This window comes from Streptomyces sp. NPDC029139 (assembly GCF_055564335.1).
On record NZ_JBVHWN010000009.1, the window covers coordinates 160,782 to 183,510 of the forward strand.

Consider the following 22,729-nt stretch of genomic DNA (forward strand, 5'->3'; position numbering starts at 1 on the left):
TGATCTTGCCTTCGCCATAACGAAACCCCAGATCAGAGGCCCCTCTCATCGAAATACTTTCGACGAGGATCGCCCCCGAAATCCATTATCGGTCCGCATCGAAGGCAGGATCATCGAAAGCCTTCGAAACTCTTGACATGCCCCTGCAAGGTTTCCACACTGAGTCCGAGGCGGCTTCGCCCCTCCGCTCGAGTGCCGGGTGCCGGCCTTGAATCGTCACGTGCGGCGCGTCCTTCTGTGCAAGGACGCGGACTTCGCCGACGCGGATTCATTCTGCCGCGCTCGAATCCTTCCGTGATTTCCGTCCTGGAGGTTCCGTCATGCGCTCACCTGCCCATCCCCCGTCCGCCCTCCGCCGGAGGGTCACCGGCCTGTGTACGGCGCTGATCGTCGGCGTCCTCGGCTCGGCCACCGTGCTGGTGGCGCCCCCGGCCTCGCACGCCGCCGAGAACACCCTCGGCAGCGCGGCGGCGCAGAGCGGCCGCTACTTCGGCACCGCCATCGCGTCGGGCAGGCTCAACGACTCGGCGTACACGACGATCGCGGCCCGCGAGTTCAACTCTGTGACGGCCGAGAACGAGATGAAGATCGACGCCACCGAACCCCGGCAGGGCCAGTTCGACTTCACCGCCGGTGACCGCGTCTACAACTGGGCGGTGCAGAACGGCAAGCAGGTGCGTGGCCACACACTGGCCTGGCACTCCCAGCAGCCCGGCTGGATGCAGAGCCTCAGCGGCAACACGCTGCGCCAGGCGATGATCAGCCACATCAACGGCGTGATGGCCCACTACAAGGGCAAGATCGTCCAGTGGGACGTCGTGAACGAGGCCTTCGTCGACGGCAGCTCGGGGGCGCGGCGCGACTCCAACCTGCAGCGCACCGGCAACGACTGGATCGAGGTCGCCTTCCGCGCCGCACGCGCCGCCGACCCGGCGGCCAAGCTCTGCTACAACGACTACAACGTCGAGAACTGGACTTGGGCCAAGACCCAGGCCATGTACGCCATGGTCCGGGACTTCAAGCAGCGCGGCGTGCCCATCGACTGCGTCGGCTTCCAGTCGCACTTCAACAACGACAGCCCCTACCACAGCAACTTCCGCACCACCCTGCAGAACTTCGCCGCCCTCGGCGTCGATGTGGCCATCACCGAACTCGACATCCAGGGGGCCTCGGCCGCGACGTTCGCCAACGTGACCAACGACTGCCTCGCCGTCCCGCGCTGCGTCGGCATCACCGTCTGGGGTGTACGCGACACCGACTCCTGGCGAGCGGAGCACACGCCGCTGCTGTTCAACGGCGACGGCAGCAAGAAGCCCGCCTACACCTCCGTCCTCAACGCGCTCAACGCCGCCTCCCCCACCCCCACTCCGCCCCCGACGCCCGGTTCCGGATCGATCAAGGGCGTCGCTTCGGGCCGCTGCCTGGACGTGCCCGGCGCCGGCACCACCGACGGCACCCAGCTCCAGCTGTGGGACTGCAACAACCGCACCAACCAGCAGTGGACGCACACCGCCGCCGGCGAGCTACGGGTCTACGGGGACAAGTGCCTGGACGCGGCCGGCACCGGCAACGGCACCAAAGTCCAGATCTACAGCTGCTGGGGCGGCGACAACCAGAAATGGCGCCTCGCCTCCGACGGATCCATCGTCGGCGTCCAGTCCGGCCTGTGCCTGGACGCCGCCGCGAACGGCACCGCCAACGGCACGCTGATCCAGCTCTACTCCTGCTGGGGCGGCGACAACCAGCGCTGGGCCCGCGCCTGACCGCAACAGCGGAACGGCCGTGGAGGCACGGGGCGGGACAACGGTCGAGGGGCCGTCTCAGATTGCTCTGAAACGGCCCCTGACCTGCGACTCTTTCGAGTCGGGACGACAGGATTTGAACCTGCGACCCCTTGACCCCCAGTCAAGTGCGCTACCAAGCTGCGCCACGTCCCGATGCCTGTTCCCCCGGGTTTGTCCCCGGCGGCTGCGTGCAGGAGAACATTACCTCACTTCGCGGGGCGGGTGGACGCAGCCCCGCCCTTGCGGCGTGTGGCATATCCGCAGGCCGGGCTGGCGAAGGGGACAATGGGCACGTGAACAGGACGCCGAGGGACCGGGACGAGGAGGGGCGGGCGCGCAGTGCGCGGCCGCGCGACGGGCTCGGGCGGCCGTTGCCGTACGGGGTCGAGGGGGTGGCGCGGCAGCCGGAAGGGGTGGTGCGGACGCCCGCGCAGACGCTCCGTGAGGCGCAGCGGCTGCTCGACGCCGGGATGCCGTTCCACGCGCACGAGGTCTTCGAGGACGCCTGGAAGAGCGGGCCCGCCGAGGAGCGGGAGCTGTGGCAGGGCCTCGCCCAGCTGGCGGTGGGGTTGACCCATGCCGCGCGGGGCAACGCGGCGGGCGGGGCGCGGCTGTTGCTGCGCGGCGCCGAGCGGATCTCCGGGCAGCCCGATCCGTACGGTGTCGACGTCGTCGGACTCGTCCGGTGGGCCCGTGGGCTGGCGGCGCGCGCGGACAGCGTGACGGACGTGGCCGACGAGGCGCCGCGCCTGCTCCCGGAGTAGCCGCGGCGCCTCCGGTCGGTCACCAGGTGAGGTGCAGCTCCCTGGGTGAGCGGTGGATCAGGGTCGGCCGCATCACCACCTCCCGGCCCCGGGCCAGCCGCAGCCCGGGGAAGCGGCGGACGAACAGTTCCAGGGTCAGACGGAGTTGGGTGCGGGCGAGCCGGGAGCCGGGGCAGCCGTGGGAGCCGCGACCGAAGCTGACGTGGCGGGTCGGGGCCGGGGGACGGGTGATGTCGAAGACGTCGGCGTCCTCGTGGCGTGCCTCGTCGCGGTTGGCGGAGCCGTAGGCCACGAAGAGGGTGGCCCCCGCGGGCAGTTCCGTGCCCGCGAGGACGACCGGACGGGTCGTGGTGCGGCGAAATCCCTGGACGGCGGTGTCGAAGCGGGCGGCTTCCTCCACCGCCCCGGGTATGAGGTCCGGCCGGGCGCACAGCAGCTCCCACTGGTCGCGTCGGCGCAGCAGGTGGAACAACGCGGTGCCGATGAGGGCCGTGGTGGTGAGGTGGCCGGCGATGAGGAAGTTCTGCAGGTTGGAGACGAGTTCGCCGCGCTGGTCCGAGGTGAGCTCGCGGCCGCCCGGCCCCAGGCCGGTGTCCGGGGCCAGGGCCGCGACCATCGCCGAGCACAGGTCGTCACGGGGGTGGGTGCGCCGGGCGCGGACGTAACGGTCGAGGAGATGCTGGAGGGCGAGGACGTCCTCGGCGGCCGCGAGCTGTTCGTCCTCGGACAGGGGCCGGAAGAGAAGCTGCTCGGCGCGGTGCCCTCCGTGCACCGCGGCGGGTACGTCCGCCGGGTCGAAGCCGATGAGCCGGCCGATGACGGCACCGGGCAGCCTGCGGGCGTAGGAGGACATCAGCTCGGTGCGGCCGTCGTCGGCGAAGCCGTCGACGAGGGAGGCGGCGACCTCGGCGGTGTACGGGGCGAGGGCGGCGACGCGCGCCGCGGAGAGGCCGCTGTTGATCGGGGCGCGGTGGCGGCGGTGGGCGGCGCCGTCGGTGGAGACGACGGTGGGCCGGGGGCCGAAACCCCGGGCGAGGACCCCGAGGGCGGCCGCCGAGGGCATCACGTCGGGCCGCAGGGCCTGGGCGGAGGAGAAGTCCTCCGGCCGCAGCAGGACTTCGCGGACGTCGGCGTCGCGGGCGACCAGCCAGGCGTCGAGTTCGGGGACGAAGGTCAGACCGGCGGTCTGTCGCGCACGTGCGTAGAGGGGGTACGGGTCGCGCTGCAGGGCGTCGAGCAGTTCGTGACGTGCGTACGTTGTCGGGTCCACGCGGCGTCTCCGGGGCAGGGGAAGGTGCGGAACTCGTGCGGTCCGGTCATGGTGACCGGCGCCGCGGGTTCCTGGCTATGGCCTGGAGGGGCTGCGGGAGGACTGATGCGGGGGCCCTGCGGGGAGGACTACGCCCGCGAGGTCTGCAGCGCGTGGAGGAGGACGGAGGTGTGACCGGCGGAGGGGTCCTTCGCGGCGGTGAGGAGGGTGACGGTGCCGTGGGCGGCGAGGTCGCGCAGCCGGTCGAGGGCCTCGGCGGCCGCCGGTGCGGCGAGCTCCTCCTCGTACCGCCGGCGGAACTCCTCGTACGTGCCGTCGGGGCCGTGGTACCAGCGCCGCAGTTCGGTGGAGGGGGTGAGGGCCTTGGGCCACTCGTCGACGCGGGCGTCGGTCTTGGCGAGGCCGCGCGGCCAGAGGCGGTCGACGAGGACGCGAACCCCGTCGTCGGGCGAGGGCGGCTCGTAGATCCGGCGGACGCGGACGTCGGGGGCGGCGGCTGGCATGGGTCCAGGGTGCCGGAGGGGCCGGTGGGTCACACCTCGACACACCCCGCGGGCAGCAGCGCCGGCAGGAGGACGGAGTCGACGAAGACGCGCATTGTCGACGCGTCGGCGAAGCGCTCCTCGAAGAGCCGCTCGATGCGGAGCATCCCGAGGAAGCAGGGGGCGACGAAGCCGATCGCCGGGTTGTCGGGGTCGATCTCGCCGCGCTCGGCCGCCCGCCGCAGGATCTCGTCGAGGGCCGCGACCTCAGGGCTGATGACGGTCTCGCGGAGCGCCTCGCGCAGGTCGGGGTGCTGGATGTACGCCTGGCTGACGGCCTCCATCAGTTCGGCGTCCCGGTCGCGGCGGGTGGCGGCCACGTGGGCGGCCTCGCGCAGATCGCCGGCGAGCGATCCGGTGTCGATGCCGGCGAAGAACGTGCAGCGCTGCTTGGCGAGGGCGGCCGTGACGAGCCGCGGTTTGGACCCCCACTGGCGGTAGAGGGTCGCCTTGCCGCACTTGGTGCGTGCCGCGACGCCCTCCATGGTCACCGCGTCGTAGCCGCCCTCCCGGAGCAGGACGAGAACGGCCTCGTAGAGCTCGCTCTCCCGCTCCGGCGTGATCTTGCTGCGGCGGGCGGCGGCGGTCGCGGCCTGTGTGGACATCCATTCCTCCCGGACAGCTCTCTGCACATACGAGAGTAGGGGGCGCACAATCGAGACGCAAACGTATCGAGACGCTTGCGTCTCGATAAAATCGGATCTAGGCTTCCTCCGTTTGCTGCTGATTTGACGGAAAAAGGGGCCGCGCCATGGCTGCCGGGATACGCGGGACACGAGGGACACCTCCCGCAGGACCGGGGCCGACCGCTACCCCGAGACCGCCGTTGCCGCGCGAGTTGCTGCTCGTCACGGCGCTGTTCCTCGTGTACAAGTTCGGGCGGCTGTTCGCCAACGGCCATGAGCTGCGGGCCTTCCACAACGCCGACCGGATATGGAACGCGGAGCGGGCCGTCCATCTGCCGGGCGAGGGGTCCGTACAGGCCCTCCTCCTGCACGGCGAGCCGCTCGTCCGGGCCGCCAACACCTACTACGCGGCCGTGCACTTCCCGGCCACGATCGCCTTCCTCGCCTGGCTCTACTGGCGCCGCCCGGACCACTACCTCTGGTCTCGTCGCGTCCTGGCGCTGCTCACCGCCGCCGCGCTCGCCCTGCACCTGCTGATGCCGCTGGCCCCGCCGCGGATGCTGGCGGCGACCGGACTCGTCGACACCGCCCGGGTCTACGGCCCCTCGGTGTACGGCGCGAGCCCCGAGACGGACTCGATGGCCAACCAGTTCGCCGCGATGCCGTCGCTGCACTTCGGCTGGGCGGTGATGGTCGCGATCGGGCTGATCGTCGCCACCCGCGGCCGGTGGCGATGGCTGTGGCTGCTCCACCCCCTGCTGACGCTCGTCGTCATCGTCGGCACGGCCAACCACTACTGGTTCGACGCCCTCGCCGCGGGTGCGCTCCTCGTTCTCGCCCTCACGGCGGTACGGGCGCCGGGCGCCGGTCCCGCAGGACCCGGCCCGCTCCGGCGCGCCGCCGCGCCCCTCCCGGCAGGAGCGCTGCGATGACGACCCCCGACGGCCTCCTCCTCGCCGTGCTCCTGTCCCTGGTCTCCGCCGCCGGGTACGCGCTCGCCGCCGTCGCCCAGTCCCGGCTCGCCTCGGCCTCCGACGGAGGAAGCGGCGCGCTCCGCGCCCTGCTCGCCCGGGGTCAGTGGTGGTGGGCGGTCGGCCTCAACGCCGCCGGCGCGCTCGCCCATGTGGCCGCGCTGCACTACGGACCGCTGACGCTCGTCCAGCCGCTGGGCGCCCTCACGCTGGTGGCCGCCCTGCCGCTCGGGGCGTACCGCGCCCGGCGCCGGGTGACCCGCGCGGAGTGGCGCGGGGCGCTGTGGACGCTGGCGGGCCTCGTCGGGCTGATCGCCGTCACGGGCCCGGCGACACCGGGCGACGCGCTCAGTCCGCGCGAGGCCGCGATCGTCTCGGCGTCGACGGCGCTGCTGATCGTGGCCCTCGCCTCGGGAGGGCGAAGGGATGCGGGCTCCCCCGTCCGGACGCCACGCCGGAGGGCGAGGCTCGGGCTCGGGCTCGGGCATGCGACGGCGTCCGGCATCGCCTCCGGAGTGGCGTCAGCCCTGACGCAGACGCTGACCGCCGCCATGACGCGCCAGGGGCCGGGCGGGACGACCGTCTGGTGGCAGACGGCCCTCATCGCGGTGCTGATATCCGCCTTCGCCGTCGGCGGTCTGCTGCTCTCGCAGACGGCATACCGGGGCGGGCTCGCCGCGCCGCTGGCCGTGGTGAACCTCTCCAACCCGGCCGCCGCCGCCGTCATCGGCGTGGCCCTCCTCGGCGAGACGTTCCGTGCGGGGGTGTGGGGCTGGCTGATCGCGGCCGCCGCGTCGGGGGTCGCGGCCCGCGGGGTCGTGCTGCTGACGACGGGCGCGGGAACGGCCACCAGTACGCCGCTCCCGTCCCGTTCCGACTCCCCGCCCCGAGCGCCGGTCGCCTCGCCGGTCGCGTATCCGGCCGCCTCCCCGGTGGGCGCCTTCGGGCAACCGCTCCCCTCCTCACGTACCGACGGGGGTGTCCCCACCCCCGCGCCCGCGGCGGAACCCGCCGCGCTCCCCGGCTGACCCACCCCCGCTCCATAGATGGATAACTGAACTATCCTTGAGGGGCGGAGCAGAACTCCCGTTTGTGACGTGTCGAGACGATGGGAACGGTGAGACTCCTTGCGCCTCTCCGAGCTGAGCGACCGCGGCGGCGTGTCCGTGGCCACGGTCAAGTACTACCTCCGCGAAGGGCTCCTGGCGCCGGGCACCCCCGTCACCGCCCGGCAGTCCGACTACGGCGAGGAGCACCTGCGCCGACTGCGGCTGATCCGCGCGCTGCTGACGGTCGGCGGCATGACGGTCCAGCAGGCGCGGGACGTGCTCGCGGTCGCGGACGACCCCGCCTTCGGCCGCCATGAACGGCTGGGCGCCGCCCAGTACATGCTGGGCCCGCGGGTCGCACCGCCGGAGGGGTCCGACCCGGCACGACGTCTGTGGGACGAGGTCTTCGCCGAGCTGCGCGGACTGCTGTCCGAGCTGGGCTGGCAGGTCCACGAGGAGGCGCCCGCGCTCGCCGCGCTGACCCGGGCCGTGGTGACGCTGCGCGAGCTGGGGTACCGGAGCGGCGTCGACCACATCCGGCGGTACGCGCTGGCGATGCACCCGATCGCGGCGGAGGAGTACGCCGCGATGGAGGAGTACCCGGTCCTGGAGGAGGCGATCGAGGCGACCGTCGCCTACACGATGCTCTACGAGCCGATCCTCCTCGCGCTGCGACGGCTGGCCCACGAGGACGTCTCGGCCCGCCTGAACGCACCGGGAACGCCGCGACAGCCGGAGCCCGCCACGGAGCCGCGGCCGTAGCGGGACCCGTGGCCGCAACCCGGGCCGAGGTCCGGGGCCGAGCCAGAAGCCGCCCCTTTCGTCACCTTGACGAGAATAAGCCTCCTGGATATCGTCATCATGACGACAAGGGGGAGTTCCCATGGCCGACATCACCCGCCGCGCCGGCTGGCGCCATCTGCGTTCCGCGCCCACCTCGCACATCCGCCACCACCGTCGCGGACGTCTCGTCCACGACGGGACGGGGCTCAGCTTCTGGTTCCGTTCGCTCTCGGCCGCGCTCTCCGAAGTACCGGTGAACGACCGGGAGCTGGCGATGGCCTTCCACGCGCGGACCGCCGACTTCCAGGACGTGAGCGTCCAGTCCACCGTCACGTACCGGATCGGCGCACCGGAGGCCGCGGCCACCCGGCTCGACTTCTCCATCGACCCGGACACCGGCGCGTGGCGCGGCGCCCCGCTGGAGCAGATCGCCACCCTGCTCACCGAGACCGCGCAGCAGCACGCCCTCGACGTGCTGGCCCGCACCCCGCTGGCCGCCGCCCTCGTGGACGGTGTGGCCGCCGTACGGGACCGCATCGCGGACGGGCTCGCGGCCGAGCCGCGCCTGCCGGACACCGGGATCGAGGTGGTGGCGGTCCGGGTGGTGGCGATCCGTCCGGAGCCGGAGGTCGAACGGGCGCTGCGCACGCCGGCGCGCGAGCTGATCCAGCAGGAGGCGGACCGGGCCACCTACGAGCGGCGGGCCGTGGCCGTCGAGCGTGAGCGGACCATCGCCGAGAACGAGCTGGCCAGCAAGATCGAGCTGGCCCGCCAGGAGGAGCGGCTCGTCGACCAGCGCGGCACCAACGCGCGCCGTGAGGCCGAGGAGAGCGCCGCCGCCGACTCCGTACGGGCGGAGGCCGAAGCGGTACGGAAGGTCCGGCTGGCACGGGCCGAGGCGGAGGCGGCGCGGGAGATCGGCGAGGCGCGGGCGGCCGCCCAGGCGGCGTGGCTCCGGGTGCACGGGGAGGTCGACACGGCGACGCTGCACGCGCTGGCGGCGACCCGGGCGGCCGAGAACCTGCCCCGCGTCGAGCACCTGACGCTCTCGCCCGACGTACTGACCGGGCTTCTGGCGAAGCTCGGCGGCGGGACCACGACGTCGTGAGTCTGGCGCCTCGCGCGGTGCTCGTGCACCGCACCACGGAGTACGAGGAGCTGCTCGCCCGGCACGGCACGCACGGGCAGGCCGCGTTCTTCCTGTCCAGCCGGGGCCGTGGCATCGAGGACGTACGGGAACGGTACGAGCGGAACAGGCGGGCGCTCGCGGAGGTGGCGGCATCGGTGCCGCTCCAGTGGAGGCAGGCCCGGGTGGAGCGGGCGGACCTGGACCGTTTCCTGTTCGGCCCGGAGGACGTGGTCGTCGTGGTCGGGCAGGACGGTCTGGTGGCCAATGTGGCGAAGTACCTGGCCGGGCAGCCCGTGATCGGGATCGACGCCGATCCCGGGCGGAACGCGGGAGTCCTGGTGCGCCACCGGGCGAGGGACTCCCGGGCGCTGCTGGCGGCGGCGGAACGGGCCGGGGCCTCGGGGAGCGGGGCGGAGGAGCTCACGATGGTGGAGGCGGTCACCGACGACGCGCAGCGGCTCCTCGCTCTCAACGAGATCTACCTCGGCCCGCCCGGGCATCAGACGGCGCGCTACACCCTCGCCGTGGAGGATCCGGAACCGGCGCCCGAACCGCAGGCGTCCTCGGGCGTCCTGATCGGCACGGGGACGGGCGCGACGGGGTGGCTGCGTTCGCTGTGGCAGCAGCGTTCGAGCCGGCTGAGCCTTCCCGCGCCGACGGACCCGCGCCTCGCGTGGTTCGTCCGCGAGGCCTGGCCGTCGCCGACCACGGGCACGACGCGCGTGGAGGGCGTACTGGGCTCGGGGCAGTCCCTCCGCCTCGCGGTGGAGTCGGACCGCCTGGTCGCCTTCGGTGACGGGATGGAGTCGGACGCGCTGGAGCTGACCTGGGGCCAGACCGTGCGCGTGGGGGTGGCGGGCACGGCGCTCCGGCTGGTGGGGTGAGAACCGGGGTCCGGACGGGGTCCGGACCGCGCCACCCTCGCCGCCACCCCTCGCCCTCCCCCACCCCCCTCGGGGGGTGACAAGGGTTTTCCCCGTATCGGGTTCATCTCGCCTTTCCCTACTGTCTGCCGCACCGGCAGATCCCATCCCCCGAACCGCGCCTGTCAGGTGCATGTGGAGAGGTGGGTGGTGTCCGCCGGTGACGGCCTTGACCCGGGCCGTCGCGCCGGTGGCGGCGCAAGGGCCCCCCAAGCCCAGGGACCGGCGGACCGCAACCCCACATCGCACCCCGCTCCCGCGCCGCCGCCACTGCTCCGCACCTACGTCGTGCTTGAAAGGGAACACCTTGAACAGTTCCAGGCGGAGAGTCATATCCGTCGTGGTCGCGAGCGCCGCGATCCTCGGCGCCGCTGCCACCTCCACCGGGGCGTTCGCCGCCGCCCCGGTCGCCGCGACCCCGAAGCCGGCTCCGGCTTCCCAGACGATGACCACGCTGCCCAGCGCGCCGGTCGAGAAGGTCATCGTCACCTACAAGTCCCAGGCCGCCGAGGCCGGTTCGAACGCCGCCGCCAAGAGCGACGCGGCCGCCAAGGGCGCCCAGACGGGTGAGAGCCTCGCCTTCGAGCGCCGCCTCGCCGGCGGCGCCGCGCTGGTCGACCTGGGCGACAGCGCCACGAAGCAGGACGTCACCGAGGTGATGGACGCCTTCCGCGCCGACCCCTCGGTCGCCTCCGTGGAGCCCGACATCCGCGCGTACGCGATGGCGGTCACCCCGAACGACACGGACTACGCCAAGCAGTGGGACCTCTTCGAGGCCACCGGCGGCATGAACGTTCCGCCCGCCTGGGACAAGACGACCGGCTCCGGCGTCACCGTCGCCGTGATCGACACCGGTTACGCGGCCCACTCGGACCTGGCGGCCAACGTCGTGTCCGGCTACGACTTCATCTCCTCCTCGGCCGACGCCCGCGACGGCAACGGCCGTGACGCGGACGCCAAGGACGAGGGCGACTGGAACGCCACCGACGGCGAGTGCGGCACCGGCTCCCGGGCCTCCAACTCCTCCTGGCACGGCACCCACGTGGCCGGCACCATCGGTGCGGTCACCCACAACACCAAGGGCATCGCGGGCATCGCGTACAACGCGAAGATCCAGCCCGTGCGCGTCCTCGGCAAGTGCGGCGGCTCCTCGGCGGACATCGCCGACGCCATCACCTGGGCGTCCGGCGGCACCGTGCCGGGCGTCGCGGCCAACCCCACCCCGGCGAAGGTCATCAACCTGAGCCTGGGCGGCGCGAGCTCCACCTGCCCGAGCGTCTACCAGACCGCGATCAACGGCGCCGTCCAGCGCGGTACCACCGTCGTCGTCGCCGCGGGCAACAGCAACGCCAACACCTCCGGCTTCACCCCCGCGAACTGCTCGAACGTCATCACCGTGGCGTCGACCAGCCGTGAGGGCAACCGTTCGTACTACTCGAACTACGGCACCATCGTGGACGTGGCGGCCCCGGGCGGCGAGACCCGCCGCGCCACCGACACGCCCGGCACGGTGACCACCCCCGAGAACGGCATCCACTCCACGCTCAACTCGGGCACGACCACCCAGTCGCTGGAGAACTACAAGCCCTACCAGGGCACCTCGATGGCCGCGCCGCACATCGCCGGCCTCGCCGCGCTGCTCAAGTCGGCCAAGACCACCCTCACGCCGGCCGAGATCGAGTCGGCGATCAAGACCAACGCCCGCCCGCTGCCCGGCACCTGCACCGGCGGCTGCGGCACCGGTATCGCCGACACGGCGAAGACGGTGAACGCCGTCACCGGCACCACGACGCCGCCGACCGGCTCCGTGTTCACCAACGCGACGAACGTGACGATCTCCGACAACACCACCGTGTCGTCCTCGATCGCCGTCACCGGCCGCACGGGCAACGCCCCCGCCGCCCTCAAGGTCGGCGTGGACATCAAGCACACCTGGCGCGGGGACCTGGTCATCGACCTGATCGCCCCCGACGGCACGGTGCGCAACCTGAAGGCGTCCTCCTCCTCGGACAGCGCCGACAACGTCCTGACCACGTACACGGTCGACGCGTCGAGCGAGGTCGCCAACGGCACCTGGAAGCTGCAGGTCCGCGATGTGGCCTCGGGTGACACCGGCTACATCGACTCGTGGAGCCTGACCTTCTGATCGCCCCTGAACCACCCCCCACATCAGCATCATTGCTGGTCAGCGACGCGCTCGTGGTCTACACCACGGGCGCGTCCTGGCGTGGTCACCGGCACGCGCTGTCCGTATGCCGGACAGGAGGCCTGGACTGCGCCGGTACGCTCCGTATCCTCTGCCCCACGGGGCTCACGGGCAGGGCCCGAGTGCCGGGAGGGTGGTGGACACGTGACGACGACGTCGCACCTTCCCGTACGCCCGGGGGGCGTCGGGAGTCTCCCGGCCCCGGTGGGCCGGGAGGAACTGCTCTCCCGTCTCGAACGCGTCCTGCACGCCCGGGGGCGCGCCCTGCTCACCGGCCCCGCCGGCGTCGGCAAGACCGAGGTGGCCCTGGCCGAGGCAGCCCGCGCGGAGGCCCGCGGGGAAACCGTTCTGTGGCTGCCGACCCTGCCCGCCGACCGTGACATTCCGGGCGCTGTGGCCGCCGCGCTCGTGGCCTCGGTCGCCTCGACGGTGACGTGGCCGGGCGTGAGTGCCGCGCCGGCGATCCCCCACCCCTCGCATCCCGAGGCACCGCACCGGGCCCGTGGCTCCGAACCGGCATCCGCCACGACGGCCACGGCGACGGTCCCGGCCCCGGGCCGTGCGGGCGCTCCGGACGGCAGACCGACGGGCGTCACCTCCTCCGGGGTCTTCGACGGGCTGCCGGGTCCCCAGCGGACCGCCGTCGCGATGCTCTGCCGCGAGGCGCCGCTGCACGACGGCGGATGGGACCCCATCGCCCTGCGGCTCGGCATCGCCCAGATCCTGCGCGCGCTCACCGCGCGCGGCCCCGCCCTGCTCGTCGTCGACGGTGCGCAGCACATCGACGCGGACAGCGCCGACCTGTTGCGCTTCGCCCTGCATCTCGCCCCGCCCGACCTGCGCGTCGTGGCCGTCGAGACCCCCGAGGCGTACGGCTCGGAGGACATCCACGGCACGCGTCTGTGGGTGCCGTCGGAGGCCGACATCCTGCTCGTTCCGCCCTTGCAGGCCGACGAGATCGCCGCGCTGCTCTTCCACCACAGACTGCCGTCCCGGATGGCCGGCCGCATCCACAAGGCGAGCGGCGGCAACCCCCGCCTCGCCCTCGCGGTGGGCCGCTCGCTCGCCGACGCGCGCACCCCCGTGCACCACGCCGAGGCGCTCACCCTGTCCGGGCGGGCCCGCGATCTGGCCCGGCAACTCCTCGGCACGGCGCCGCCGGACGTCCGGGAGACACTGCTCCTCGCCGCGCTCGCGCTGCGCCCGACCGCCGCCCTGATACGGCGGGCCGGGCGGCCGAACGCGGAGGCGGACCTCGCCGCCGCCGAACGCGCCGACCTGGTCTCGCTCGCCGAGGACGGAACGGTCGCGTTCACCGCCGGGCTGCTCCCCTCCACCCTGGTCCACGACGCCTGCTGGGCCGAGCGCAGCGCGGGGCACGCCGCGCTCGCCGAGGTCGTCGACGACCCCGTCGAGGCGGTACGGCACCGGGCGCTCGCCACCGACATCCCCGACGAGGCGCTCGCGGCCGAGGTCGCCGCCGCCGCCGATCTCGCGCGGCGCCGCGGCAACAGCGCGCTCGCCGCCGAACTGGCACTGCTGGCCGCCGAGTCGACGCCGGTGCAGCACGGCGCGGAGCGGATCGCACGGCTCGTCGACGCCGCCGAGGAGGCCGCCCGGGCCGCCCGGGCGGACCTCGCGATGCGGGCGGCGACCGACCTGCTGGCCCGGGACGCGTCCCCCTCCGACCGGGTACGGGCCCGGCTCGCCGTCCTCGACACCGCGGGCCAGGGGCTGACCGGGCTCGACGAGATGTACGTGCACGCCATGGAGGACTCCGAGGGCGACACCGCGCTGCGGTCGGGCGTGCTGCTCCGCCTGGCCGTCAAGTACGTGCTGGCCGACGGTGATCCGCTGCGCTCACGCGCCGCCGCCGTGGAATCCGCCGCGCTGGCCGCCTCCATGGGCGACCCCCGGACGGCCGCCCAGGCGCTGACCGTACAGGCGCGGATGGACCGGGCGCTCGGCGCGTCGGACGCGGAGTCCGTGCTCGCCCAGGCGCGCGGCCTGGAGATGGCCGAACGCCCCCTCGGCATCCGCAACGCGGCCCAGATCCTGACGATCCGGCACGCCCTCTTCGACGACCGGCTGACCGACGCCCGCGACCAGCTGAACGCCCTCCTTCCGCTGGTGCAGCGGCGGGGCTCGGTCGAGGACACCATCGAGCTGTTCTCGACGCTCGCCGCGATCGAGTCCCGGATGGGGGCCTGCCCGGCGGCCCTCGTCCACGCGGGCCAGTCCCTGGCGCTGACCCTGGAGGCGGGCCTCTCCCCCGGCCCAGCCTGGTACACGCTGGCGCTCGCGGAGACGGCCGGCGGAAGCTTCGGAAGGGCCGCGAGCTACGCCCGGCGCAGCGTCCAGGCGTCCGAGGAGGAGGGCGACCGGGTCTTCCTCTCCCGCAGCCTCTACGCGCTGGGCCGCGTCCAGCTGGTCAACGGGGACGTCGCCTCGGCCCTGGAGACCCTGCGGCGGGTGCAGGCCAACGAGCGGGCGCAGTCGACCGTCGACCCGTCGATGCTGCGCTGGCACGAGGAGCTGGCCGAGGCGTTGCTCGCCAACGACGCGGCGCGGGAGGCGGCGGACCTGCTGGCGGAGGTGCGTCCGGTCGCGGAGCGGCTGGGCCGTACGACCGTACTCCTCGGCTGTGACCGGGCGTACGCCCTCCATCTGGCCGCCTGCGGGAAGACCGACGAGGCGGCGGATCTGCTCGCCCGCACCGCCGAGCGGTTCGCCGACGCGGGGTTGCCGCTGGAGCACGGCCGGGCGCTGATCGCGCTGGCCCGGGTGGAGCGGCGGCGCCGTCGGCGGTCGGCGGCGCAGGGCGCGCTCCAGGCGGCGGCGGTCGTGTTCGAACGCGCCGGGGCGGCGCCCTGGCTCGCCCTGACGAGCGAGACGCCCGCCGGGGAGGACTCCCTGCCGGCGCTGTCCTCGCTGACGGACGCGGAGCTGCGGCTGGCGCATCTGGTCGGGCAGGGGGCCAGCAACCAGGAGGCGGCGGCCAAGCTCTACCTGAGTGTGAAGACGGTCGAGGCGCGCCTCACCCGGATCTACCAGAAGCTGGACGTCCGCTCCCGGGCGCAGCTGGCGACCGCGCTCCGGGGCTGAGCCGGACCGGGCGGTGGCGGTCGGACCGTGACGCCCGGCCGGACCATGAACCGCCGGCCGGACCGTGAACGGCCGGTCAGATGGTGAACGGCCGCTGGCCAAGGAAGGCGGGCGAGGGACTGCCCGTCAGATGGAGGTTCGGGCTCTGGGTGGCGGGCAGCCGGCGCTGGATCGCGCGGTGGAAGGACCGGTATCCGCCACGGAAGGCCCCTTCGTCCCAGACCTCCAGCAGTGCCCCGGTGAAGGCGCCGTTGACCGGGCCGTCGGAGGCGACCTGGTTGTCCTGACAGGCCGAGACGAGGATCGCGTCCGGGCCCGCCGCCTCCGCGCCGGGCGACGCCTTCACCAGGGAGCGCTGCAGCTGCTCGAAGAACCCCTGGTCCCGCTCGTAGATCTGCTGCTGCTTCGGTACGGGCATCAGCCGGACGTCGCTCTCGGGCAGGGGCGCGCCGGGCAGCTCGATGCCGCTGCCGCTGTGGCAGCAGTCGAGCAGGGCGAAGATCCGGACGCCGTCGGCGAAGCCCCGGAACTCCTGGTGCAGCTCGTCGTCGAGGAACTGCCGGTCGTAGAGCACCAGCGTCTCGTCGAGTGCGTCCGGCTCGTCGTCCGAGCCGGTGACGTCGGGGACCTGTCCGCCGTGACCCGAGTAGGTGAAGAGCAGGATGTCGTCGGGGACGAGCTTTCCCGCCGCCTCGCGCAGCGCCGCCGTCACGTTGTCCACGGTGCAGTCGGCGGTCAGCAGCACGGTCTCGGAGAAGCCCGCGGCACGAGCGGTCCTGGCCATGTCGTGGGCGTCGTTCTCGCAGGCCACGAGGGCGCCGTCCCAGCCCTCGTACCGTTCGGGGTCCACCGTGTTGAGTCCTACGTGGAGGGACAGTCCTGCGGCCATGAGGTGCCTCCTGGGGAGTGAGGGAGGGAGGCTCCGGGGGGCGGCTGATCGAGTGGCCTGCGGCCCGGTGCCGAGCGCGGCCCTTCCTGCGCGGTACCTACATCGTATGAAACCCACCGATCCGCCGCCTGTTCCACCGCCGCCGAGGGCCGGCGGGCCGCGCCGTGACTCGCTCGCCGACCGGACCGGTTACGACGAGGCGTTCCTCGGCCCCGTCGTGCCGCTGCCGATGCCCGTCCGTGCCTCGGTGGAGACGGTGATCCTGCCGTACACCCACTTCACCGTCGTCTTCCGGCCGGACCGCCGGCTCGCCGCGTCGACCGCCGTGTGCATCGAAGGCGCGCAACTGGCCGAGGACGTACCGCGTGACGACGTCTGGGAGTTCGACCCGCGCGTGCCGGTGGAGCACCAGGCCGGCAACGACATCTACCGGAACAACAGCCTCGACCGGGGGCATCTGGTGCGCCGGCTCGACCCGGTGTGGGGTCCCGCCGCGGTGGCGAGCCGGGCCAACACCGACACCTTCCACTACACGAACGCCGCGCCCCAGTCGGACGTGTTCAACCAGGGCAAACAGGTCTGGCAGGGTCTGGAGAACTACCTCCTGGACCACGCGGCCGAGTTCGACCGGAAGCTGACGGTGCTCACCGGTCCGGTGCTGCACGACTCGGACCCGCCCTACCGGGGGGTGCAGGTGCCGCTGCGCTTCTGGAAGGTGGCGGCGTTCATGCAGGACGGGGCGCTGGCGGCGACCGCGTACGTCCTCGACCAGAGCCCCGACCTGAGCCGGGACGCCGAGCGGGCGCTCGCCGGGGCGACGGCGGGCGCGCCGCCGCCGCTCGGCCCGTTCCGGACGTACCAGGTGCCGGTCTCGGACGTCGCGGAGCTCACCGAGCTGGAGTTCGGGCCGCTGCCCGATGTGGATCTGATGCCGGTCTCGCGGGCGCCGGAGGACCGCTGGCGACGTCTGGAGTCGTACGCCGACATCGTGATGCAGGGCTGAGTCCGTCGGCGAACGGGCGCGCGGATCGCCCGTTTGCCACGGTCCCTGGCCGGTGAAACGATTGACCTGGCAGGTTTTCAGCCGGCCGGCCCGTCACTCAGCTCGCCGGTCAGGCAGTGAGTCTGTCGAACATTCACTCACTCGGTCACTCAGTCAGTCCGTCCCGGCTCCCCCGACGGGACGGCCGGGCAGGTGCGTATGCCGCTCACCGAAACGGAATGGGGACTCGTCACCAGCTGGGTGCGGGAGTTCCTTCTCGACACCCCCGATCCGCTCACCCGGCTGCGGCACAGTGGACTCTCGCAGGACTTCGTGGCGGATCTCGTGCTCACCCCGGACCGCGACGAGAACGCGCGGCTGGTCGTGCGGGCCGCACGCCGGGACGTCGCCCACCAGCGCATGCTCCTCGACGTACTCACCGGGCTCGACGCGCTCACGGGCGGGGGGTACGTCGAGGCGAGGATCCTGCTGACCCGGCTGCGGGAGGACGAGGCGGCCCTGCACTCCGCCCAGGACCCCTTCCGCACCCTCGTCCTCGCCAACGGAACCGAGGTGTTCATCGACCGCGAGGGGCTGCGGGAGAAGCTGCGCGCCTTCGTCGCCGATCCGGAGCAGACCGTGCTGGTGGTCGACGGCGAGCCCGACAGCGGCCGCTCGTACTCGTACCGCCTCATCCGCCATATCGGACAGTACTGCGGCTTCCGCCCGGTACGGGTGACCCTCTCCCGCACCTCGACGGCCGCGCGGCTGGTGGAGCGCCTCGACGACTTCGTGACGGGTCCGGGCGGGGACCGGACACCGTTGAACCCCACACAGTTGAACGATCCACTGCCCGCGATCGACGACGCCGTGCACCGCATCGTCAGCCGGGCGACCGCCGCCGAGGACCGCTTCTGGCTGGTGCTCGACGAGTGCGACAAGCTCGACCCCAACGCGGACGTCTGGGACTGCATCGGAAAGCTGGCCCTCGCCGTCTACGAGCACACGCCGGTACGGAGGGAGGCCGTGCCGCGACTCGTCCTGCTCGGCTACTCGCCCACGATGCGCCAGCTCCCGTACGACATCCGCAAGAACCAGTGCCGGGACACGTCCCGCGTCGTCGGGGAGGACGATCTGCGGCACTTCTTCCGCGAGTTCTTCGCCCATGAGCACCCCGCGTCGGACGGCACCGCGGTGCCCGCGCTGGTGGACGTGGCGGTGGCCGAGGTGCTGCGGGCGGTCGACGCCCCGGGTTCCACGGACAGTTACATGCGCCGGGTGTGCACGGCGGTGGAGGAGACGGTACGGCTCTCCCGTTCGCTCGCCCCCGACGGCGATCTGACCGGAGCGCTCCACCGGGGCATGCGGGAGACCACGGGGGCGTCCCCGCCCGTCCTCCCCGACCTGCGCAGGGCGTACCGGGAAGCGGCCTGTCTGCTCGAGGAGTTCGACCCCGCCCGGCTGCGGCTGCCCGACGAGAGCGAGCCGACGGGGCGGGCCGCCCTCGCGCTCGTCGACGACTGCACGGCCCTGCCCCCGCATCCCTCGCAGGCGTGGTCCCTCAAGCCGGAGGTCCGGGAGCGGACACTGAGCGGACTCGCCGGCCCGGAGGTGGCCCGGCGCGCCCTGGAAGCCAACATCGGGCTCGTCCCGGACGGGCCCGGCCCCGAGCGCACCGCGCTCTTTCTGCTGACCGGCGCCCCGCCCGACACGCACACGCACCCGGCCGGTGCTTACCGGGCCGGCACGCACCCTGCCGGGCACCCGCCCGACACGCACACGCCCGGCACACACCCCGACGGCACTCGCCCCGCTGACGCGCACCCCGCCGACACGCGCCCCGCTGACGCGCACTCTCCCGGTGTATCGCTCGCTCCGGGGCAGCCGGAGGAGGTCGAAGCGCTCGCGGACACCCTGCGGGCCGTGCTGTGGCTGAGCCGGATACCCGGCACGACCGGGCTGCCCGACGTGGACGACGTACAGCACCGTCTGGAGCGGGCACGGCTGCTCCAGCCGCTGCGGCGGCTGACCCAGGGCACCTTCCACGGGCGGCAGCGCGAACTCGACCTGTTGCGTACCTACATCGGCCTGCCGGCCGAGCCCGCCGAGCCGCCCGTGATCATCCACGGCGTGGGCGGCGTCGGCAAGAGCACCCTTCTCGCGAAGTTCCTCGTCGACAGCCTGAACGCGTCGCCCACCGGATTCCCCTTCGCCTCCATCGACTTCGAGCGGCCCACGCTCTCCATCCACGAACCGTCGACCCTGATCGCCGAGGTGGCCCGCCAGCTCGGCATCCAGTACCCGCGCCACCGCGCCGCGTTCGACGCCCTCGCCGACGAGTGCGAGGAGACCGCCGCCGCGCAGCGCGGCGAACGCAACCGACTGGACGAGCTGTTCCAGCTCTCCGCCACCCGTGCGACCCTCGGCCGCGACTACTCCGCCGGGTTCCACTCCCGGGCCAGCGCCCGCGAGCAGGAGCTCGCGGGGCAGGTCGCCGAGCTCGCCGCGGAGGCGGTGCGCGGCCCGGCGGGCGGGACGGACCCGCCGCTGGTGATCGTCGTGGACTCCTTCGAGGAGGCGCAGTACCGCGGTTCGCCGGCGATCGGCCGCATGTGGGCGATCTGGACCGCGCTGCGCGCCGCCTATCCCCGGCTGCGGTTCATCGTCTCCGGGCGGGCCCCTGTCGACCACCCCGCCAGGGTGCTCGATCTGCGCACCGTGGAGATCGGTGAACTGGACCGGGAGGCCGCCGTCGACCTGCTGATGTCCTGCGGAGTGGAGGACGAGGCGGTCGCCCAGGACCTCGCCGACCGGGTCGGCGGCCATCCGCTCAGCCTGAAACTGGCGGCCCGGACCGCCGTCGTCCTGGGCGCGCGGTCCGAGTCCCTCGGCGACCTCCTGTCGAGCCTGCCGTCCCGCAGGCGCTGGTTCCACCACCAGGTCGACCAGATGCTCATCCAGGGCACCCTGTACGACCGCATCCTCAAGCACATCGCGGACGGCGACGTCCGTGCCCTCGTCCAGGCGGGTCTGGCCCTGCGGGTCATCACGCCGGAGCTGATCCAGGACGTCCTCGCCGAGCCGGCCGGGCTGCGCATCGCCTCCCCTCAGGAGGCCCGTTCCCTGTTCGGACGTCTGGTGTCACGGCTCGATCTGATGGAGTCGGCCGGGCCCCAGGCCGTACGCCACCGCGCGGACCTGCGCACGATCATGCTGCGGCTCTCCGACGCCGCGCGCACGGATCTCATGCGCGCCGTCGACGAGCGGGCGGTGGAGCACTACGCCGCGCGGGAAGGCTCCGCCGCGCGCGCCGAGGAGATCTACCACCGGCTGCGTCTCGGCCAGAACCCCCGGGCGGTGGAGCGGCGTTGGGTGTCCGGCGTCGCGGGACACCTGGTCGGCGCCGACCGAGACATGCCGGCCCGTTCGGCCGCGTTCCTGCTCGGGAGGCTCGGCGGTCACGTGCCGGACCGGATCATGGCGGAGGCCGACCAGGAGGACTGGGAACGGATCGCCGCCCGGGAGATCGAGGACCTGCTCACCCAGGGATACGTGGAGACGGCCGCGGAGCGGCTGGCCGAGCGCCGGCCCTGGACTCCGTGCAGCAGACTGCACGCGCTCCTGGTCGAGACGCTGGCCAGGTCCGGGCGGGTCGCCGAGGCACGCGAGAGCGCCGAGGCGGCGGTGGACCGGGCGGGCGAGGCGGGATGCCCGGAGACACAGCTGGAGCTGCTGCAGCTGTCCGCCCGGCTCGCTCAGGACCAGGGCGCCTTCGCGGACGCCGACCACGATCTGCAGGAGGCGGAGGATCTCGCGACCGCCCTCGGCCTCGCCCACGAGTCGATGGGGGTCCTGGTGGCCCGGTCGCAGCTGGCGGCGCTCTCCGACGAGGATTCCGCCGAGACGGACGTCCGCCTGGCCGGGGCGCTGCGCGGCATGCCGGACGAGGAACTGGCCCGGCAGCCCGCCCTTGCACGGGCCGCGGCCGCCACGGCCTCCCGGGTCGATCCGCAGCTCCTGGAGCACACCCTGCGGCTGGTGGGGCTCCCGGCGGACGACGAGGCGGTGGTCGACGCGCTCGCCCGCTGGATCGAGACCGCCATGGCCGACGAGCCGCAGCTGCGCGAACCCCTGACCCGGATCCTGGAGTCGGCGGCGGGAGCCCCGGCCCGGGAGGCCGCGCCCGGCGCCACGGGGGCCCCGGACGCGAACCCCGGAATGCCGCACGCGGCGGTGGAGCGGGCCCTGTGGGACGCGCGCAGGCGCGGCACGCTCGACAGCCTCGCCTGGCGTGCCCTCACGCTCCGCGACGGGAGCGGCGATCTGGTCGAGGGTGTGGCGGCCGCCATGGACGTGGGGTCCTCCGCACGCGGTCCCGGCCCGGAAGCCGGCGCCGGCCCGGTGTCCAGGGCGGGGCTCGCGGTCGGCGCCACGGCCGGGCCCCCGGCCGGGGCGGGCCTGTGGTCGCCGCCGCCGCCGGACGCGGCCGAGGGAGCGGTGCGGGGAGTTCCGTACCTCTCCCCCGAGGATGTCGTACGGGTCCGCAACGCCGCGCTGGACGCCGGGCTCGCCGAGAACACCGTCCGTCCGCTGCTCTTCGCGGGCACCACCGCGCACTTCCGGGCGAGCCTGCCGACGATGGACAGCCCGCTGCGGCAGCTCCACTCCGACCTGCACACGATGAACCAGGTGGACCGGCTGATCGACGGCACGGTGCCGCTGGAGGTCTGGCTGCGCAACGCCATCGCCCACACCGTCGAGGCGGGCCCGCTCACCGTCCTGCAGCGCGCCCTGGACGACGTGGCGCGCGACGCCGCCGGTGAGCCGGACCTGCCGCTGGAGATGATGCCCGCCGAGACCAAGGAGGAGATCATCTTCCGGGACGACACCGTGCCGTTCGAGTTCCTGCACGGCGGTGTGCTGGCCGGCGCGTCGGTCGCCCGGCTGAAGGTGCCGCCGTACGAGTTCGGCCGGCCGCAGCAGCCCGCCTACCCGCACGCCGGGACCGGCTGGCTGATCGCCCCGGGGCTGCTCATCACCAACCACCATGTGGTGAACGCCCGTACGCGTTCGCCCGGATCGCGGCCGCGGGTGGCCGACGACGATCTGCGGCTCCAGGTACGCAACTCCCGTTCGCGGTTCGACTACGGCGCCGACGAGACGGAGACCGAGGAGCTGACGGCGGGCGACCTGGTCGCCTGGGACGAGGCGCTCGACTACGCGCTGATGCGGCTCTCCGCCGGGCAGGCGCCGCGTCCGGTGCTGCGGATCGCGACGGCGCCGCTGCTGCTGAACGGGACCGAACCGGTCGCGGTGAACATCATCCAGCACCCCGGTGGGCAGCCCAAGCGCGTGGCGCTGCGCAACAACCTGGTCTTCGAGGCGGACGAGCGCGACGTCCGGTACTTCACCGACACCCGCAGCGGATCGTCCGGTTCACCGGTCTTCACCGACGACTGGACCGTGGTGGCGCTGCACCGCGGCACCCGCCGGATGGAGGAGGTCCACTACCAGGGGCGGAAGACGGCGTTCGTGAACGTGGGCACGCAGCTGAGCCGCATCCTGGCGCATCTGCGGGAGAACAGCCCGGCGGTGCACGAGGAGATCACCCGGGCACAGTCGGCACCGGCCGCACGGGACCACGCGTGGGCGGCGTGAGCGTGGGCGGCGTGAGCGTGGGCGGCGTAAGCGTGGGCCGCGTGAGCG

General features: G+C 73.2%; 15 protein-coding genes and 1 tRNA gene. 11 read left to right on the plus strand and 5 right to left on the minus strand.

Translation table 11 applies throughout. From position 1 onward, the window contains the following. Positions 1-320 precede the first annotated feature (320 nt). On the plus strand, positions 321-1,763 hold the full coding sequence (locus ACZ4VW_RS21265; protein WP_467964599.1) for an endo-1,4-beta-xylanase: 1,443 nt from the start codon (positions 321-323) through the stop codon (positions 1,761-1,763). Between the two features lie 100 nt (positions 1,764-1,863). Here the strand turns inward: ACZ4VW_RS21265 and ACZ4VW_RS21270 are convergent. Continuing rightward, positions 1,864-1,937, minus strand: a tRNA-Pro gene (locus ACZ4VW_RS21270). A gap of 140 nt (positions 1,938-2,077) precedes the next feature. Here ACZ4VW_RS21270 and ACZ4VW_RS21275 point away from each other — a divergent pair. Further along, positions 2,078-2,548 carry a DUF309 domain-containing protein gene (locus ACZ4VW_RS21275; RefSeq protein ID WP_467964601.1) on the plus strand — a complete coding sequence of 157 codons (471 nt, stop codon included), beginning with the start codon at positions 2,078-2,080 and terminating at the stop codon, positions 2,546-2,548. 19 nt (positions 2,549-2,567) lie between these two features. On the opposite strand, the gene ACZ4VW_RS21280 is transcribed toward ACZ4VW_RS21275, so the two are convergent. From ACZ4VW_RS21280 to ACZ4VW_RS21290, 3 genes are all read right to left on the minus strand, one after another. Next, positions 2,568-3,818, minus strand: a complete 1,251-nt coding sequence (locus tag ACZ4VW_RS21280) for a cytochrome P450 (RefSeq protein ID WP_467964603.1) — start codon at positions 3,816-3,818, stop codon at positions 2,568-2,570. A 128-nt stretch (positions 3,819-3,946) separates the two neighbouring features. Then, a complete protein-coding gene (locus ACZ4VW_RS21285; RefSeq protein ID WP_467964605.1) occupies positions 3,947-4,321 on the minus strand; it encodes a DUF488 domain-containing protein in 375 nt (124 codons plus the stop codon). 29 nt (positions 4,322-4,350) lie between these two features. Continuing rightward, positions 4,351-4,965, minus strand: a complete 615-nt coding sequence (locus tag ACZ4VW_RS21290) for a TetR/AcrR family transcriptional regulator (protein WP_467964607.1) — start codon at positions 4,963-4,965, stop codon at positions 4,351-4,353. A 146-nt stretch (positions 4,966-5,111) separates the two neighbouring features. On the opposite strand from ACZ4VW_RS21290, the gene ACZ4VW_RS21295 reads away from it, so the two are divergent. The 7 genes from ACZ4VW_RS21295 to ACZ4VW_RS21325 all read left to right on the plus strand — a co-directional run bounded on the left by ACZ4VW_RS21295 (position 5,112) and on the right by ACZ4VW_RS21325 (position 15,152). Continuing rightward, positions 5,112-5,918 carry a phosphatase PAP2 family protein gene (locus ACZ4VW_RS21295; protein WP_467964609.1) on the plus strand — a complete coding sequence of 269 codons (807 nt, stop codon included), beginning with the start codon at positions 5,112-5,114 and terminating at the stop codon, positions 5,916-5,918. Further along, the gene (locus ACZ4VW_RS21300) at positions 5,915-6,985 is read left to right on the plus strand and encodes a DMT family transporter (RefSeq protein WP_467964611.1); all 1,071 of its coding nucleotides are present in this window, start codon (positions 5,915-5,917) and stop codon (positions 6,983-6,985) included. The genes ACZ4VW_RS21295 and ACZ4VW_RS21300 overlap by 4 nt, the downstream gene beginning before the upstream one ends. A gap of 99 nt (positions 6,986-7,084) precedes the next feature. After that, a complete protein-coding gene (locus ACZ4VW_RS21305) occupies positions 7,085-7,768 on the plus strand; it encodes a MerR family transcriptional regulator (protein WP_467964613.1) in 684 nt (227 codons plus the stop codon). Between the two features lie 121 nt (positions 7,769-7,889). After that, a complete protein-coding gene (locus ACZ4VW_RS21310; protein WP_467964615.1) occupies positions 7,890-8,897 on the plus strand; it encodes an SPFH domain-containing protein in 1,008 nt (335 codons plus the stop codon). Further along, entirely contained in the window at positions 8,894-9,802 is a 909-nt protein-coding gene (locus ACZ4VW_RS21315) for a hypothetical protein (RefSeq protein ID WP_467964617.1), read from the plus strand. Before ACZ4VW_RS21310 ends, ACZ4VW_RS21315 begins: the two co-directional genes overlap by 4 nt. A 484-nt stretch (positions 9,803-10,286) precedes the next feature. Beyond that, on the plus strand, positions 10,287-11,987 hold the full coding sequence (locus tag ACZ4VW_RS21320) for a S8 family serine peptidase (RefSeq protein WP_467964814.1): 1,701 nt from the start codon (positions 10,287-10,289) through the stop codon (positions 11,985-11,987). 204 nt (positions 11,988-12,191) lie between these two features. Continuing rightward, on the plus strand, positions 12,192-15,152 hold the full coding sequence (locus ACZ4VW_RS21325) for a helix-turn-helix transcriptional regulator (protein ID WP_467964619.1): 2,961 nt from the start codon (positions 12,192-12,194) through the stop codon (positions 15,150-15,152). Positions 15,153-15,228: 76 nt separating this feature from the next. Here the strand turns inward: ACZ4VW_RS21325 and ACZ4VW_RS21330 are convergent, their stop codons facing one another. Continuing rightward, positions 15,229-16,041 carry a caspase family protein gene (locus tag ACZ4VW_RS21330; protein ID WP_467964621.1) on the minus strand — a complete coding sequence of 271 codons (813 nt, stop codon included), beginning with the start codon at positions 16,039-16,041 and terminating at the stop codon, positions 15,229-15,231. Between the two features lie 106 nt (positions 16,042-16,147). Here ACZ4VW_RS21330 and ACZ4VW_RS21335 point away from each other — a divergent pair, with 106 nt between their 5' ends. Continuing rightward, a complete protein-coding gene (locus ACZ4VW_RS21335) occupies positions 16,148-17,044 on the plus strand; it encodes a DNA/RNA non-specific endonuclease (RefSeq protein ID WP_467964623.1) in 897 nt (298 codons plus the stop codon). A gap of 198 nt (positions 17,045-17,242) precedes the next feature. Further along, entirely contained in the window at positions 17,243-22,681 is a 5,439-nt protein-coding gene (locus ACZ4VW_RS21340; protein WP_467964625.1) for a trypsin-like peptidase domain-containing protein, read from the plus strand. Positions 22,682-22,729: the final 48 nt, after the last annotated feature.